This window comes from Enterobacter sp. DNB-S2 (genome assembly GCF_019443845.1).
Lineage (GTDB): Bacteria > Pseudomonadota > Gammaproteobacteria > Enterobacterales > Enterobacteriaceae > Enterobacter > Enterobacter asburiae_B.
In genome coordinates this window covers 3,246,524-3,261,934 of the sequence record NZ_CP050520.1, presented here as the reverse complement: position 1 = coordinate 3,261,934, position 15,411 = coordinate 3,246,524, and the positions used below count along the sequence as shown (strand labels likewise).

11 protein-coding genes and 2 tRNA genes are annotated in these 15,411 nt (G+C 58.2%); 7 read left to right on the top strand and 6 right to left on the bottom strand.

Annotated features, from left to right (window positions below; genetic code table 11):
• The first annotated feature begins 28 nt into the window (after nucleotides 1–28).
• A complete protein-coding gene (locus HB664_RS15565) occupies nucleotides 29–1,435 on the top strand; it encodes a YchO/YchP family invasin (RefSeq protein WP_219939759.1) in 1,407 nt (468 codons plus the stop codon).
• Between the two features lie 3 nt (nucleotides 1,436–1,438).
• On the opposite strand, the gene narL is transcribed toward HB664_RS15565, so the two are convergent.
• Together narL and narX are read right to left on the bottom strand one after the other, a co-directional pair.
• The gene (gene narL / locus HB664_RS15560) at nucleotides 1,439–2,089 is read right to left on the bottom strand and encodes a two-component system response regulator NarL (protein WP_008499531.1); all 651 of its coding nucleotides are present in this window, start codon (nucleotides 2,087–2,089) and stop codon (nucleotides 1,439–1,441) included.
• Nucleotides 2,082–3,878 (bottom strand): nitrate/nitrite two-component system sensor histidine kinase NarX, encoded by a 1,797-nt coding sequence (gene narX / locus HB664_RS15555; protein WP_219939758.1) that lies wholly within the window; start codon nucleotides 3,876–3,878, stop codon nucleotides 2,082–2,084. The genes narL and narX overlap by 8 nt, the downstream gene beginning before the upstream one ends.
• Before the next feature lie 309 nt (nucleotides 3,879–4,187).
• Between narX and HB664_RS15550 the strand changes: the two genes are divergently transcribed.
• The 5 genes from HB664_RS15550 to narI all read left to right on the top strand — a co-directional run bounded on the left by HB664_RS15550 (nucleotide 4,188) and on the right by narI (nucleotide 12,625).
• Nucleotides 4,188–5,585 carry a NarK family nitrate/nitrite MFS transporter gene (locus tag HB664_RS15550; protein WP_033145765.1) on the top strand — a complete coding sequence of 466 codons (1,398 nt, stop codon included), beginning with the start codon at nucleotides 4,188–4,190 and terminating at the stop codon, nucleotides 5,583–5,585.
• A gap of 380 nt (nucleotides 5,586–5,965) precedes the next feature.
• Nucleotides 5,966–9,709 carry a nitrate reductase subunit alpha gene (locus HB664_RS15545; RefSeq protein WP_039263581.1) on the top strand — a complete coding sequence of 1,248 codons (3,744 nt, stop codon included), beginning with the start codon at nucleotides 5,966–5,968 and terminating at the stop codon, nucleotides 9,707–9,709.
• Nucleotides 9,706–11,241: a nitrate reductase subunit beta gene (narH, locus tag HB664_RS15540; RefSeq protein WP_023312109.1), complete on the top strand. Its 1,536-nt coding sequence runs from the start codon at nucleotides 9,706–9,708 to the stop codon at nucleotides 11,239–11,241. Before HB664_RS15545 ends, narH begins: the two co-directional genes overlap by 4 nt.
• Complete coding sequence (gene narJ / locus HB664_RS15535) at nucleotides 11,238–11,948, top strand: nitrate reductase molybdenum cofactor assembly chaperone (protein ID WP_033145763.1); 711 nt, start codon at nucleotides 11,238–11,240, stop codon at nucleotides 11,946–11,948. Before narH ends, narJ begins: the two co-directional genes overlap by 4 nt.
• Nucleotides 11,948–12,625: a respiratory nitrate reductase subunit gamma gene (gene narI / locus HB664_RS15530; protein ID WP_023312107.1), complete on the top strand. Its 678-nt coding sequence runs from the start codon at nucleotides 11,948–11,950 to the stop codon at nucleotides 12,623–12,625. Before narJ ends, narI begins: the two co-directional genes overlap by 1 nt.
• Here the strand turns inward: narI and HB664_RS15525 are convergent.
• A complete protein-coding gene (locus HB664_RS15525) occupies nucleotides 12,622–13,518 on the bottom strand; it encodes a DMT family transporter (protein WP_219940838.1) in 897 nt (298 codons plus the stop codon). The two genes, narI and HB664_RS15525, sit on opposite strands and share 4 nt — an antisense overlap.
• Nucleotides 13,519–13,626: 108 nt before the next feature.
• Between HB664_RS15525 and HB664_RS15520 the strand changes: the two genes are divergently transcribed.
• On the top strand, nucleotides 13,627–14,070 hold the full coding sequence (locus tag HB664_RS15520) for an Lrp/AsnC family transcriptional regulator (RefSeq protein WP_029740417.1): 444 nt from the start codon (nucleotides 13,627–13,629) through the stop codon (nucleotides 14,068–14,070).
• A gap of 115 nt (nucleotides 14,071–14,185) precedes the next feature.
• Here HB664_RS15520 and HB664_RS15515 read toward each other — a convergent pair.
• The 3 genes from HB664_RS15515 to purU all read right to left on the bottom strand — a co-directional run bounded on the left by HB664_RS15515 (nucleotide 14,186) and on the right by purU (nucleotide 15,390).
• Nucleotides 14,186–14,270 (bottom strand) — tRNA-Tyr (locus tag HB664_RS15515).
• Nucleotides 14,271–14,305: 35 nt separating this feature from the next.
• Nucleotides 14,306–14,390 (bottom strand) — tRNA-Tyr (locus tag HB664_RS15510).
• Between the two features lie 157 nt (nucleotides 14,391–14,547).
• Nucleotides 14,548–15,390, bottom strand: a complete 843-nt coding sequence (purU, locus tag HB664_RS15505; RefSeq protein WP_023312104.1) for a formyltetrahydrofolate deformylase — start codon at nucleotides 15,388–15,390, stop codon at nucleotides 14,548–14,550.
• Nucleotides 15,391–15,411: the final 21 nt, after the last annotated feature.

The window sequence follows — 15,411 nt, the reverse complement described above, 5'->3', positions numbered from 1 at the left end:
TAAACACAGGTTCTTATTTACGACGTTGATGGCTGTATCGTCCCGCATTCGTTTGCTGTTTTTACTCTCCCTTGTTACGGCCGGAGCCGTTCACGGTGCGCCGAATTCCTTTATCCAGCAGGCGCAAAATCCCTTCGATAATAACGGGGATAGTTTGCCCGACCTCGGCATGGCGGCGCCAACGGGCGAGGGGGGAAAACACCTGGCCGAAATGGCGAAAGCCTTCGGTGAAGCCAGCATGACCGACAACGGCCTGACAACGGGCGAGCAGGCGCGTCAGTTTGCGTTTGGCCAGGTGCGCGACGCGGTGAGCGGCGAAGTGAACCAGCAGATTGAGTCCTGGCTTTCGCCCTGGGGGAACGCCAGCGTGAACCTACTGGTGGATAACGATGGCAAATTTAACGGCAGCAGCGGGAGCTGGTTTATCCCCTGGAACGATAACAACCGTTACCTGAGCTGGAGCCAGCTTGGCCTGACCCAGCAGACGGATGGCCTGGTCAGTAACGCCGGTATAGGCCAGCGCTGGGTCGCCGGGAAATGGCTGCTGGGTTACAACACATTTTACGATAACCTGCTGGACGAAAACCTGCAGCGTACCGGACTTGGCGCGGAAGCGTGGGGGGAAAATCTGCGCCTGTCAGCCAACTATTATCAGCCCTTTGCCGGCTGGCGCGATCGCTCCGACGTCCAGGAGCAGCGCATGGCGCGCGGCTATGACGTCACCGCTAAAGCCTGGCTGCCGTGGTTCCATCATCTCAATACCAGCGTGAGCTTCGAGCAATACTTCGGCGATAACGTCGACCTCTTCAACAGCGGAACCGGCTATCACAATCCCGTAGCGGTGAATCTGGGGCTTAACTATACCCCCGTTCCGCTGGTCACCCTGACCGCCGCGCACAAGCAGGGCGAAAGTGGCGCGAGCCAGAATAACCTCGGGCTGAAGCTCAACTATCGCTTTGGCGTGCCGCTGGTGAAGCAGCTTTCCGCCGGTGAAGTCGCCGCCACGCGCTCCCTGCGCGGAAGCCGCTACGACTCGCCGGAGCGCAATAGCCTGCCGGTGATGGAGTTCCGCCAGCGTAAAACGCTGTCCGTCTGGCTGGCGACGCCGCCGTGGGATCTGAAAGGGGGCGAGACCGTTATGCTGAAGCTTCAGGTTCGCAGCGCGCACGGCATTCGTGAGATCCACTGGCAGGGGGATACGCAGGCGCTGAGCCTGACGTCGCCGGCCAAAAGCAACAGCAGCGACGGCTGGAGTGTGATTATGCCTGCCAGGGATGACAGTGAAGGGGCGACAAACCGCTGGCACCTGTCGGCAGTGGTGGAAGATGAGAAAGGCCAGCGCGTCTCGTCCAATGAGATCGTGCTGACCGTCGTGCAGCCGCTGGTCGCATTACCGGACAACGACCCGCGCTGGAAGCTTCTGCCGGAGGAGTAATCCTTAAAAAATGCGTTCCTGATGCACCCACACCGCGGCTTCAACGCGGGATTTGAGCTTCATTTTCTTCAGCATATGCTTCACGTGCACTTTGACCGTGCTTTCGGTGATGTCCAGGCGGCGGGCGATCATTTTGTTCGGCAGCCCCTGGGCAATGAGTTTGAGAATATCGCGCTCGCGCGGGGTTAACTGGCTGACGTCGCGGTCAGAGGTGGCGCGATTGGCGCGCAGGCTGGCGGCCAGCACCGGCGTTAAGGCTTCGCTGAGAACCATCTCGCCCGCCGCGGCCTGCTGCAGCGCCTTAAGCAAGTCTTCCGGCTCCATATCCTTGAGCAGATAACCATCCGCCCCGCGCTTCAGCGCCGTGACCACATCCTCTTCATGGTTCGACACGCTAAAGACGACGATGCGCCCGGAAAGCGATTTTTCCCGCAGCTTGTCGAGGGTTTCCAGACCGTTCATGCCGGGCATATTCAGATCCAGCAGGATCAGATCGGGATCGAGGGATTCGGCAAGCTCAATGCCCTGTTCACCGTTGCTGGCTTCGCCAACCACGGTGATATCGGGCGCCATGCTGACCAGCTGTTTCACGCCAGTACGCAGCATCGGATGGTCGTCGATCAACAGGATGGATGCCGGTTCCTGATTAGTCATGGGTTTCTCCTTGAGCAGTTGTAAGCGGTTTCTCGGGAATAAAGGTGACGACAACTTCCGTGCCACCCGTCTCTCTCCGGCGAACCTGGCAATCACCGCGCAGGCTTTGGGCGCGGTCTCGCATAATAATTAAACCATAGTGGTTAGTGCGTTCGGCATTTTCCGGCACGCCGCGGCCGTTGTCGTGAACCGTGAGCTTCACCTGATTGCTGTGCTGGCTGACGGTGACCGTTACCGCCGTCGCGCCGGAATGCTTGAGCACGTTGCTCAGCGCTTCACGGGCGATCTGCAGTACATGTATGGCCTGGTGGGAGGGGACAAACCGCGGCGGCAGCTGGTAGTCCAGCTTCACAGGGAACCCCAGCCGGGCGCTAAATTCGTGGCAGCTGGACTCCAGCGCCGGGCGTAGGCCCGGCTCGGTCAGCTGCAGACGGAAGGTGGTCAGCAGCTCGCGAAGCTGTATCCAGGAGGTGTTCAGCTCGTTGCGGATCTGGCTGAGCAGCTGCTTATTGCTTTCGGGCATCTCCGCATCCTGCATCTGCAGGCAGCTCACCTGCATTTTCATACAGGAGAGCGACTGGGCGATAGAGTCGTGAAGCTCGCGGGCAATAGTCGCGCGCTCTTCCATGACGATCAGCTGCTGCTGCTTTTCCTGATGCCTGTCGAGCGCCAGCGTGGCCGTTAGCTGTTCGACCAGCGTATCAACCAGCTGCTGCTGGTCGTGGCTCAGATGACGCCCGGCTGGCAGCGTTGCCAGCAGAATACCGTACTGGGTGTGGCTGTCGGTCAGGCGCCACTTCAGGGTGGTGCCGCCGGACGTCAGCGGCGGCAGGCCGCGAGGGCAAAGATGGCAGCCTTTGTCATCGCAGGATATATCCGACTGGCAGGTAAATTCCTGATGGTTATCTTCGTCTTCCACGTCGTAGACGCGCAGCTCAAGGTCGTGAAGGAGGGTCAGATTTTGCAGGCCGTTCAGCACCGGAGAGAGGCGTTCGCATAGCGGCACCTGCATGTGCAGACGACGGTTGGCCTGCCACAGGAAGGAGAGGATCTCGTTTTTCTGCTCCAGTCCGGCCGTTTTTTCCTGAACGCGCTGTTCCAGCACCGCGTAGCTCTCGGAGAGTTCTGCCGACATGGTGTTGAGCGCCTGACCGAGCATGGCCATCTCGTTGCGCCCGCTGATGTGCGTGCGCTGGGTAAAATCGCGTGCGGTCACCGCGCGGGCCATTGCCAGCAGCTGTTTCCACGGGTTCAGCAGCCGCGCACGAAGCCAGACGATGGTGAAGATCAGCAGCAGCCCCATAAACAGCGCCATGGCGCGGTGCACCATCACCACCCGATCGATGCGGAGTTCGGTGGTTTGGTCGAAAGAGGAGACCAGCGCATCGATGCGTGAGACGAACCCCGCCACGTCCTGCGCAACGGTTTCGGTGCTGCGCGCCTGTTTCAGCCCGGGCTCCAGCTGGGTGTGCCAGTAGCCCTGAAGGGCTTTAAGCTGATATTGCTGACCGGCGCGGATGGCGGCGTTTTCCAGTTCGGGGCTGAAGACCGTGCGCTCCATTTCATCAATCAGGGGCCGATCGTCCTGCGTCAGGGGAACCGACGCCAGCAGGCGATAACTCTGCATGCGTAGCGAGCCTGCCTCGTTGATGGCATGCGCATTACCCTGTACTCCCTGTACCAGCCAGCCGGAGATCGCCATGCCGGTCACGCCGATGGCGGTGGACAGCAAAACGATAAGGGCTAGCTGATTCACGAGCGTCAGCGGAGATAAACATCTTTTTAACATAGAGGTGGCGTGCTCCTGACGTGGCCTGCTTGCAGGAATGGCGCTATTCTGGTGCATACCCTGGAGTATACCCATACCAATAAAGGATTACCCCTAAATTGCCAACGGAGTAGGGGGAAGGAGGTGGGGGTAGCCAGGAACCGTCAGTGCCGTGAAAAACCACGTCTTTTTTACCGAATTAGCCTACTCACTAAGGGTGAGGCCTTATTTTGCGCCGCAAAACCTCCCACTTTTCCTTTGATTTATATCAACTTACCGCCGCCCTAAAACCCTAATGTTTGCAGCATCATTCGAGAATCAGAGGTGTCTATGAGTCACTCATCCGCTCCCGAAAGGGAAAATGGTGCCGTTATTACAGACTGGCGTCCAGAGGATCCGGCGTTCTGGCAACAGCGCGGCCATCGTGTAGCCAGCCGGAATCTGTGGATTTCCGTGCCGTGTTTGTTATTAGCGTTTTGCGTATGGATGTTGTTTAGCGCGGTGGCGGTCAACCTGCCCAAAGTCGGGTTTACGTTTACGACCGATCAGCTGTTCATGCTGACCGCGCTGCCGTCGCTGTCAGGCGCGCTGCTGCGTGTGCCTTACGCGTTTATGGTGCCGGTGTTTGGCGGTCGTCGCTGGACGGCGTTCAGTACGGGCATCATGATCGTCCCCTGCGTCTGGCTCGGCTTCGCGGTGCAGGATACCTCAACGCCGTTCAGCGTGTTCGTGATTATTTCCCTGCTGTGCGGTTTTGCGGGTGCGAACTTCGCCTCCAGCATGGCGAACATCAGCTTCTTCTTCCCGAAAGCGAAGCAGGGCGGTGCGCTGGGCATTAACGGCGGCCTGGGGAATATGGGCGTCAGCGTGATGCAGCTGATTGCCCCGCTGGCGATCTCTGTTTCTATTTTCGCGGCCTTTGGCGGCGGTGGCGTTGAGCAGGCGGATGGTTCTTCCCTCTATCTGCAAAACGCCGCCTGGATCTGGGTACCTTTCCTGGTGGTCTTCACCCTCGCCGCTTGGTTCTTTATGAACGACCTGTCCGCGTCGAAGGCGTCGCTGAGCGAACAGCTGCCGGTGCTGAAGCGTGGACACCTCTGGGTGATGGCGCTGCTGTATCTGGCCACCTTCGGTTCGTTTATCGGCTTCTCTGCGGGCTTCGCGATGCTGTCGAAAACGCAGTTCCCGGAGATTCAGATCCTGCACTTTGCCTTCTTCGGACCGTTTATCGGTGCCCTGGCGCGTTCGCTGGGCGGCATGGTCTCTGACCGTCTCGGCGGTACCCGCGTGACGCTGGTGAACTTCGTCGTGATGGCGGTCTTCTGCGCGCTGCTGTTCCTCACTCTACCCGTCGACGGGCAGGGCGGTAACTTCATCGCCTTCTTCGGCGTGTTTATGGTGCTGTTCCTGACGGCCGGGCTGGGGAGCGCGTCTACCTTCCAGATGATCTCCGTGATCTTCCGTAAGCTGACGATGGATCGCGTGAAGGCGCAGGGCGGAAGCGAAGAGCAGGCCATGCGCGAAGCGGCGACGGATACGGCCGCGGCGCTGGGCTTTATCTCTGCCATCGGCGCGATTGGCGGCTTCTTTATCCCGAAAGCGTTCGGTATCTCTCTGGACCTGACCGGCTCTCCGGCTGGTGCCATGAAAGTCTTCCTCGTCTTCTATATCGCCTGCGTTGTGATTACGTGGCTGGTATATGGCCGAAATACCAAGAAAAATAAGTAAGTGTGATTATCCGTTTACGCGGCCTTCGGGCCGCGTTTTTTTTGCCAGCATAATAGTTACAACATGCTTACGGCTTTTACGGCAGACGCCTGCGGTGACACTGCGATCGCCATCGCTTTGCAGGTGGCTCTACCCCTTAATACCTGAGATGTTAAATTTTGACTGGCTTTTTGTACGATAAAATAAAAATAACTCTATATTTCATGATGATATGAAATTTTTGAAGATACCGCTTTGGTGGTATTTGGTGTAACCCCTCGCCTGAAAGTCCCTCCTCGTCTTGATCGTTATCAATTCTCCCCCTCTTTCAGGGCGTTACCTTCGCTGCAAATCAGCAATGTCGATTTAGAGAGCCACAGGCTCCACACAGGAGATACCCGATGAGCAAATTTTTGGACCGGTTTCGCTACTTCAAACAGAAGGGTGAAACTTTTGCCGATGGGCACGGCCAGGTTCTGGATACCAACCGGGACTGGGAAGACGGTTACCGCCAGCGCTGGCAGCATGACAAAGTCGTCCGTTCGACCCACGGCGTGAACTGTACCGGCTCATGCAGCTGGAAGATTTTCGTTAAAAACGGTCTGGTGACCTGGGAAATGCAGCAGACCGACTATCCGCGCACCCGCCCGGATATGCCAAACCACGAACCGCGCGGCTGCCCGCGCGGTGCCAGCTACTCCTGGTATCTCTACAGCGCTAACCGTCTGAAATATCCTCTGATGCGCAAGCGCCTGATGAAAATGTGGCGTGAGGCGAAAGTGCAGCACAGCGATCCGGTGGATGCCTGGGCGTCCATCATCGAAGACGCTGACAAAGCAAAAAGCTTCAAGCAGGCTCGCGGTCGCGGCGGTTTCGTTCGCTCCTCGTGGAAAGAGGTAAACGAGCTGATTGCCGCCTCCAACGTCTACACCGTTAAAACCTACGGTCCTGACCGCGTGGCGGGCTTCTCGCCTATCCCGGCGATGTCGATGGTCTCTTACGCTTCCGGGGCGCGCTATCTGTCTCTAATCGGCGGTACCTGCCTGAGCTTCTACGACTGGTACTGCGACCTGCCGCCTGCGTCTCCGCAGACCTGGGGCGAGCAGACCGACGTGCCGGAGTCCGCGGACTGGTACAACTCCAGCTACATCATCGCCTGGGGCTCAAACGTACCTCAGACCCGTACGCCGGACGCGCACTTCTTTACCGAAGTCCGTTACAAAGGCACCAAAACCGTGGCGGTCACCCCTGACTACGCGGAAATCGCCAAGCTTTGCGATCTGTGGCTGGCGCCGAAACAGGGTACCGACGCGGCGATGGCGATGGCGATGGGCCACGTCATGCTGCGTGAATTCCATCTTGATAAGCCAAGCCAGTACTTCACCGACTACGTTCGCCGCTACACCGACATGCCGATGCTGGTCATGCTGGAAGAGCGGGAGGGCTACTATGCCGCTGGCCGCACGCTGCGCGCCGCCGATCTGGTGGATTCGCTGGGCCAGGAAAATAACCCTGAGTGGAAAACCGTTGCGTATAACAGCAACGGCGAGCTGGTGGCGCCAAACGGCTCTATCGGCTTCCGCTGGGGCGAGAAGGGCAAGTGGAACCTTGAGCAACGCAACGGCACCACCGGCGAAGAGACGGAGCTGCGCCTGAGCATGCTGGGTAGCCAGGACGAGATCGCCGAGGTCGGGTTCCCGTACTTCGGCGGTGAAGGTTCAGAGCACTTCAACAAGGTTGAACTGAAAAACGTTCTGATGCACAAACTACCGGTTAAGCGCCTGCAGCTGGCCGACGGTTCTACCGCGCTGGTCACCACCGTTTATGACCTGACCATGGCGAACTACGGTCTGGAACGCGGTCTGGGCGATGAAAACTGCGCAACCGGCTATGACGACGTGAAGGCCTACACCCCGGCCTGGGCGGAACAGATTACCGGCGTGCCACGCGCGCACATTACCCGTATCGCACGTGAGTTCGCTGAAAACGCGGACAAAACGCACGGCCGTTCGATGATCATCGTCGGCGCGGGTCTGAACCACTGGTATCACCTCGATATGAACTATCGCGGTCTGATCAACATGCTGATCTTCTGCGGCTGCGTTGGTCAGAGCGGCGGCGGCTGGGCGCACTACGTGGGCCAGGAAAAACTGCGTCCGCAGACCGGCTGGCAGCCGCTGGCGTTTGCCCTCGACTGGCAGCGTCCGGCACGCCATATGAACAGCACCTCCTACTTCTATAACCACTCCAGCCAGTGGCGCTACGAAACGGTCACCGCGCAGGAGCTGCTGTCGCCGATGGCGGATAAATCCCGCTACAGCGGCCACCTGATTGACTTCAACGTGCGCGCAGAGCGCATGGGCTGGCTGCCGTCGGCGCCGCAGCTGGGCACTAACCCGCTGCGCATTGCGGAAGCGGCGAAGCAGGCGGGCATGTCACCGGTGGATTACACCGTGAAATCCCTGAAGGATGGCTCTATCCGCTTTGCGGCAGAACAGCCGGAGAACGGTAAAAACCATCCGCGTAACCTGTTCATCTGGCGCTCCAACCTGCTGGGCTCGTCCGGTAAAGGCCACGAGTACATGCTGAAATACCTGCTCGGTACCGAAAACGGTATCCAGGGGAAAGATCTCGGCAAGCAGGGCGGCGTGAAGCCGGAAGAGGTGGAGTGGAAAGATAACGGTCTCGACGGCAAGCTGGATCTGGTGGTGACGCTCGACTTCCGTCTGTCCAGCACCTGTCTGTACTCCGACATCGTGCTGCCAACCGCCACCTGGTACGAAAAAGACGACATGAATACCTCGGATATGCATCCGTTTATTCATCCGCTGTCTGCGGCCGTTGACCCGGCGTGGGAATCGAAAAGCGACTGGGATATCTACAAAGACATCGCGAAGAAATTCTCCGAAGTCTGCGTAGGGCACCTCGGCAAAGAGACCGACGTGGTGACGCTGCCAATCCAGCACGACTCGGCCGCCGAACTGGCGCAGCCGCTGGACGTGAAGGACTGGAAAAAAGGCGAATGCGACCTGATCCCGGGCGTGACCGCGCCGCACATTATTCCGGTTGAACGCGACTATCCGGCAACCTACGAGCGCTTTACCTCTATCGGCCCGCTGATGGAGAAAATCGGTAACGGCGGGAAGGGGATCGCCTGGAATACCCAGAGCGAAATGGATCTGCTGCGCAAGCTCAACTACACCAAAGCGGACGGTCCGGCGAAAGGCCAGCCCATGCTGAACACGGCGATTGATGCGGCAGAGATGATCCTGACCCTGGCCCCGGAAACCAACGGCCACGTTGCCGTCAAAGCCTGGGCGGCGCTGAGCGAGTTCACCGGCCGCGACCATACGCACCTGGCGACGAATAAAGAGGAAGAGAAAATCCGCTTCCGCGATATTCAGGCGCAGCCGCGCAAGATTATCTCCAGCCCGACCTGGTCTGGCCTGGAGGATGAGCACGTGTCCTATAACGCGGGCTACACCAACGTTCACGAGCTGATCCCATGGCGCACCCTGTCAGGCCGTCAGTCGCTGTATCAGGATCACCAGTGGATGCGCGACTTCGGTGAAAGCCTGCTGGTTTACCGTCCGCCAATCGACACCCGCTCCGTGAAAGCGGTGATGGGCGCGAAATCGAACGGTAACCCAGAGAAGGCGCTGAACTTCCTGACGCCGCACCAGAAGTGGGGCATTCACTCCACCTACAGCGACAACCTCCTGATGTTGACCCTGTCTCGCGGCGGTCCGATTGTCTGGATGAGCGAAACGGACGCCAAAGATCTGGGTATCGAAGATAACGACTGGATCGAAGTGTTCAACAGCAACGGTGCCCTGACGGCGCGTGCGGTGGTGAGCCAGCGCGTACCGGCCGGGATGACCATGATGTACCACGCGCAGGAACGTATCGTTAACCTGCCGGGGTCAGAAATTACCGAGCAGCGCGGCGGGATCCACAACTCCGTGACCCGCATTACGCCGAAGCCGACCCACATGATCGGTGGCTATGCGCAGCTGGCCTACGGCTTTAACTACTACGGCACCGTAGGATCGAACCGCGATGAGTTCGTGGTGGTACGTAAGATGAAGAATATTAACTGGTTAGACGGCGAAGGTAATGACCAGGTACAGGAGAGCGTAAAATGAAAATTCGTTCACAAGTCGGCATGGTGCTGAATCTGGATAAATGCATCGGCTGTCATACCTGCTCGGTCACCTGTAAAAACGTCTGGACCAGCCGCGAAGGTATGGAGTACGCCTGGTTCAACAACGTGGAAAGCAAGCCGGGCACCGGCTTCCCGACCGACTGGGAAAACCAGGAGAAGTGGAAGGGCGGCTGGATCCGTAAAATCAACGGCAAGCTGCAGCCGCGCATGGGTAACCGCGCGATGCTGCTGGGTAAAATCTTCGCTAACCCGCACCTGCCGGGCATCGACGATTACTACGAGCCGTTTGACTACGACTACCAGAACCTGCACAACGCGCCGGAAAGCAAACACCAGCCGATCGCCCGTCCGCGCTCGCTGATCACCGGTCAGCGCATGGACAAGATCACCAGCGGTCCAAACTGGGAGGAGATTCTGGGCGGCGAGTTCGAGAAGCGCGCCAAAGACCAGAACTTCGAGAACATGCAGAAGGCGATGTACGGCCAGTTCGAAAATACCTTCATGATGTATCTGCCGCGCCTGTGCGAGCACTGCCTCAACCCGGCGTGCGTGGCGACCTGCCCGAGCGGCGCTATCTACAAGCGTGAAGAAGATGGCATCGTGCTGATCGACCAGGACAAGTGCCGCGGCTGGCGTATGTGCATCACCGGCTGCCCGTACAAAAAAATCTACTTCAACTGGAAGAGCGGTAAATCTGAGAAGTGCATCTTCTGCTATCCGCGTATCGAAGCCGGAATGCCGACCGTCTGCTCAGAAAGCTGCGTAGGCCGTATTCGCTACCTCGGCGTGCTGCTGTATGACGCGGACGCGATTGAAAATGCCGCGAGCACCGAGCACGAGAAAGATCTGTATCAGCGTCAGCTGGACGTCTTCCTCGATCCGAACGATCCGAAGGTGATTGAGCAGGCGCTGAAGGACGGCGTGCCGCAGAGCGTGATTGACGCGGCGCAGCAGTCACCGGTGTACAAAATGGCAATGGACTGGAAGCTCGCGCTGCCGCTGCACCCGGAATACCGCACCCTGCCGATGGTCTGGTACGTGCCGCCGCTGTCGCCGATTCAGTCCGCGGCTGACGCGGGCGAACTGGGCAGCAACGGCATCCTGCCGGACGTGGAAAGCCTGCGTATTCCGGTTCAGTACCTGGCGAACCTGTTGACCGCCGGGGACACCCAGCCGGTACTGCTCGCGCTGAAGCGTATGCTGGCGATGCGTCACTTCAAACGTGCGGAAACCGTAGACGGTGTGACCGATACCCGCGCGCTGGAAGAGGTCGGTCTGACCGAAGCGCAGGCGCAGGAGATGTACCGCTATCTGGCGATTGCCAACTACGAAGACCGTTTCGTGGTGCCGAGCAGCCACCGCGAGCTGGCCCGTGAAGCCTTCCCGGAAAAAAATGGCTGTGGCTTTACCTTTGGCGACGGTTGCCACGGGTCAGACAGCAAATTCAACCTGTTCAACAGCCGCCGCATCGATGCCATGGATGTGACCAGCAAAACGGAGCCGCACCAATGATTGAACTCGTCATTGTTTCGCGTCTGCTCGAGTACCCGGATGCTGCGCTTGCGCAGCATCAGCAGGAACTCTTTGATGCACTCGCGTCATCTGAAAACCTGGATAAAGACGATGCCCAGACGCTGGGTGTTTTCCTCCGCGATCTGCTGGCGCGCGACCTTCTGGATGCCCAGTCGGACTACAGCCAGCTGTTTGACCGGGGGCGTGCGACCTCGCTGCTGCTGTTTGAACACGTTCACGGTGAGTCCCGTGACCGCGGTCAGGCGATGGTCGACCTGATGGCCCAGTACGAACAGCACGGCCTGCAGCTCGACAGCCGCGAGCTGCCGGATCATCTCCCGCTGTATCTGGAGTACCTGGCGCAGCTGCCGAAAGAAGAGGCGCTGGGCGGTCTGCAGGATATCGCGCCGATCCTGGCGCTGCTCGGTGCGCGTCTTCAGCAGCGCGAGAGCCGCTATGCTGTTCTGTTCGATCTGCTGGTGAAGCTGGCCAACGCCGCGGTCGACAGTGAAAAAGTGGCGGAGAAAATCGCGGATGAAGCCCGCGACGATACCCCACAGGCGCTGGATGCGGTCTGGGAAGAAGAGCAGGTGAAATTCTTTGCTGACCAGAACTGCGGCGAGTCTGAAATCTCCGCTCACCAGCGTCGCTTTGCCGGCGCGGTTGCCCCGCAATATTTGAATATCTCTAACGGAGGACGGCACTAATGCACTTCCTGAATATGTTCTTCTTCGACATTTACCCGTATATCGCGGGCACCGTGTTCCTGGTGGGAAGCTGGCTGCGTTACGACTACGGCCAGTACACCTGGCGTGCGGCCTCCAGCCAGATGCTGGATCGTAAAGGGATGCATGTGGGCTCTAACCTGTTCCACATCGGTATTCTGGGGATTTTTGCCGGTCACTTCCTCGGGATGCTGACGCCGCACTGGATGTATGAAGCGTGGCTACCGATCGAGGTGAAGCAGAAGATGGCGATGATCGCCGGCGGTGCCTGCGGCGTGATGACTCTGGTGGGGGGCCTGCTGCTGCTGAAACGTCGTCTGTTCAGCCCGCGCGTGCGTGCGACCACGACCGCAGCGGATATTCTGATCCTCTCCCTGCTGATGGTGCAGTGCGCGCTGGGCTTGCTGACCATTCCGTTCTCGGCGCAGCATATGGACGGGAGCGAAATGATGAAGCTGGTCGGCTGGGCGCAGTCCGTGGTGACCTTCCACGGCGGAGCCTCCGCGCACCTGGACGGCGTGGCGTTTATCTTCCGCGTTCACCTGGTGCTGGGTATGACGCTGTTTGTGCTGTTCCCGTTCTCTCGTCTGGTGCATATCTGGAGCGCGCCGGTGGAGTACCTGACGCGCAAATACCAGATTGTGCGTGCCCGTCGCTAATTCGCCGTTTTGATACCAACCCCGCACTCGCGGGGTTTTTTTTCGCCCCAGCCCAGATTATTACCCGCGGCAGCAAACAGGATTAGCGCGCCGCCCGCCAGCTGCGTCAGGTTCAGCGAGTGTCCGAACACCAGATTATCGACAACGATCGCCACCACCGGATAGATAAACGACAGGGAGCCGGTAATGGGCGTAGGCAGCTTCTGGATCGCGCTGTAGAGCAGCTGGTACATAATGCCGGTATGGACGATGCCCAGCGTCAGCAGGATCGCCCAGGGGAAATCACCGGAAAATGACGGCATGCTGGCAAACGGCAAAAGCATCACGACGCCCGTCAGCACCTGGATAAAGGCAATATGCTGCGGCGCAACGGATCTGAGCTTGCGGGCAATAATGGCCGTGACCGCATAGAAGAAAGCCGCGGCCATCGCCAGGCCAATTCCGGCGGGCCATTCACTGCCGTGCGCGCCGGTCAGCTCGCTGGAGAGCAAGATCACCACGCCGCCAAAGGCGAGGAACAGCCAGCCCCATTTCACCAGGCTAACGCGCTCACCTAAAAACATCCCCATCAGGACCAGCATAAACGGCTGGGTGTTATAGACCACGGTCGAAAGACCAATCGAGATCCGTTCATAGGCCGCGAAGAGCAGCAGCCAGTTCACCACGAGCGCTACGCCGCCGAGAATGGCCAGCAGCAGCGTGGTGCGGGTGAGGGGACTGAAGGGCTTTTGACTTGCCCGGATAAAAATAAAAAGCGCTATTGCCCCGATAAGACAGCGCCAGAACACCACCTCTGTCACTGGCAGACCGCTGAGTAAAACAAACGCACCGATAGAGCCGGAAATTAACATCGCCAGGCTCATTTGCCAGACGCCTTTATGGAAATCACGCATCATCCACCTCCTGATTGTATGACGCTATTGTCGAAAATCGCTGTCGGGTTTTACAGGGATGAGATAAGGTGAAATACAATGATGGCTTTTTAAAATTAGGTGAAAACGATGGAATACCTTCTCGATGATATCGACCGTCAAATTTTAGCCTGTCTGGTCGAAGATGCGCGCATGTCTTTGAAGGTGCTCAGCGGACGCATCGGTCTGACTTCCCCCAGCACGGCAGAACGCCTGAAGAGGCTGGAAGAGCGCGGTGTGATTCAGGGGTATGGCGCACGGGTGAATCTGGCGGCGCTGGGGTATACGCTGCAGGCGCTGGTGCGCGTGCGTCCTTTGCCGGGGTTGTTGCATAAGGTGGATAAATACATTCAGGCGATGCCGGAGTGTATAGAGAGCGACAAAGTCACCGGGGAAGATTGCTTTGTGATTAGGCTGGTGGTGCGATCGATAGAGCAGCTGGATGTGCTGCTGGACGGCCTGGCGGAGCATGCCCAGTGCAATACGTCGATTGTGAAGAGTTCGCCGGTGAAGCGTCGTTTACCGCCGATGTAGGCTTCTGGCTTCTGGCTTCTGTCTTCTGTCGCCGGGTGGCGGCTGCGCCTTACCCGGCCTACAAAGGCGGATTCGGTTCAGTTTTATAATGATTTTTTGGATTATTTGAAAGTGATGGTGGTGGGGGAAGGATTCGAACCTTCGAAGTCGATGACGGCAGATTTACAGTCTGCTCCCTTTGGCCGCTCGGGAACCCCACCAGGGGTAATTCAAATTTTGATGTCGTGCTGAGAGATGGTGGTGGGGGAAGGATTCGAACCTTCGAAGTCGATGACGGCAGATTTACAGTCTGCTCCCTTTGGCCGCTCGGGAACCCCACCACGGGGTAATGCTTTTTACTGGCCTGCTTCCTGCTGGAAGCGGGGCGCATCATATCAAATGAGGCGCCCCTGTAAAGCATTCCTTTAGGTAAATGAAGCTGTTTGCCTGCTTTTTATCCGTAAAGGCGCAAAGCTAATCAATTCATTTTCCGAAAGATTAAAGAATGATGGTTCTGTTGCCGTAGACAAAGACACGCTGCGCCAGCACCTGATACAGCGCACGACTGAGCACGTTCTTCTCAACGTCACGCCCTGCACGCATCATGTCCTCTGCCGTGTAGGTGTGATCCACGTGAATCACGTCCTGCATGATGATTGGACCTTCGTCCAGATTGTCATTCACGTAGTGCGCGGTTGCACCGATGATCTTCACGCCGCGCTCGTAGGCCTGGTGGTAGGGACGCGCGCCAATAAAGGCCGGCAGGAACGAGTGGTGAATGTTGATGATCTTGTTCGGGAAACGCGCCACGAAGGATGGCGTTAACACGCGCATGTATTTCGCCAGCACCACGTAGTCCGGGTTATGCGCTTCAATGGCCTGCGCCATCAGATCGTCGTGTTCTTCACGGGTATGGCCTTCGTGGCTCACCAGCTCGAACGGAATATCAAAACGCTCGACCAGCGTGCGCAGCGTCTCATGGTTGCCAATAACGGCAGCTATTTCCACGTCCAGACCGCCGTAGTTTGCTTTCATCAGCAGGTCGCCCAGACAGTGTGCTTCTTTGGTCACCAGGATCACGATGCGGCGTCGACCGGCTGGGGTCAGCTCGCGCACGGAACCTTCCGGAAGCGCGCTGTCGAGATCGGCAAGCAGGGTGGTGTCGTTGAAAATACCTTCGAGTTCGGTACGCATAAAGAAGCGGCCGGTACGGTGGTCAACGAACTCGTTGTTCTGCACGATATTCAGTTCATGTTTGTAGCAAATGTTGGTAATTCGTGCGATCAGTCCTTTTTGATCGGGACAGATGGTGCGCAGAACTTTACGTTGTAATGATTGCATCGCCGGGAAATCCTGTTTGTA

What these genes read in the sequence shown, in the direction of transcription:
- HB664_RS15565 (WP_219939759.1), top strand. Translation starts at nt 29, where the DNA reads ATGGCTGTATCGTCCCGCATTCGTTTGCTGTTTTTACTCTCCCTTGTT.
- narL (WP_008499531.1), bottom strand. Translation starts at nt 2,089, where the DNA reads ATGACTAATCAGGAACCGGCATCCATCCTGTTGATCGACGACCATCCG.
- narX (WP_219939758.1), bottom strand. Translation starts at nt 3,878, where the DNA reads ATGTTAAAAAGATGTTTATCTCCGCTGACGCTCGTGAATCAGCTAGCC.
- HB664_RS15550 (WP_033145765.1), top strand. Translation starts at nt 4,188, where the DNA reads ATGAGTCACTCATCCGCTCCCGAAAGGGAAAATGGTGCCGTTATTACA.
- HB664_RS15545 (WP_039263581.1), top strand. Translation starts at nt 5,966, where the DNA reads ATGAGCAAATTTTTGGACCGGTTTCGCTACTTCAAACAGAAGGGTGAA.
- narH (WP_023312109.1), top strand. Translation starts at nt 9,706, where the DNA reads ATGAAAATTCGTTCACAAGTCGGCATGGTGCTGAATCTGGATAAATGC.
- narJ (WP_033145763.1), top strand. Translation starts at nt 11,238, where the DNA reads ATGATTGAACTCGTCATTGTTTCGCGTCTGCTCGAGTACCCGGATGCT.
- narI (WP_023312107.1), top strand. Translation starts at nt 11,948, where the DNA reads ATGCACTTCCTGAATATGTTCTTCTTCGACATTTACCCGTATATCGCG.
- HB664_RS15525 (WP_219940838.1), bottom strand. Translation starts at nt 13,518, where the DNA reads ATGCGTGATTTCCATAAAGGCGTCTGGCAAATGAGCCTGGCGATGTTA.
- HB664_RS15520 (WP_029740417.1), top strand. Translation starts at nt 13,627, where the DNA reads ATGGAATACCTTCTCGATGATATCGACCGTCAAATTTTAGCCTGTCTG.
- purU (WP_023312104.1), bottom strand. Translation starts at nt 15,390, where the DNA reads ATGCAATCATTACAACGTAAAGTTCTGCGCACCATCTGTCCCGATCAA.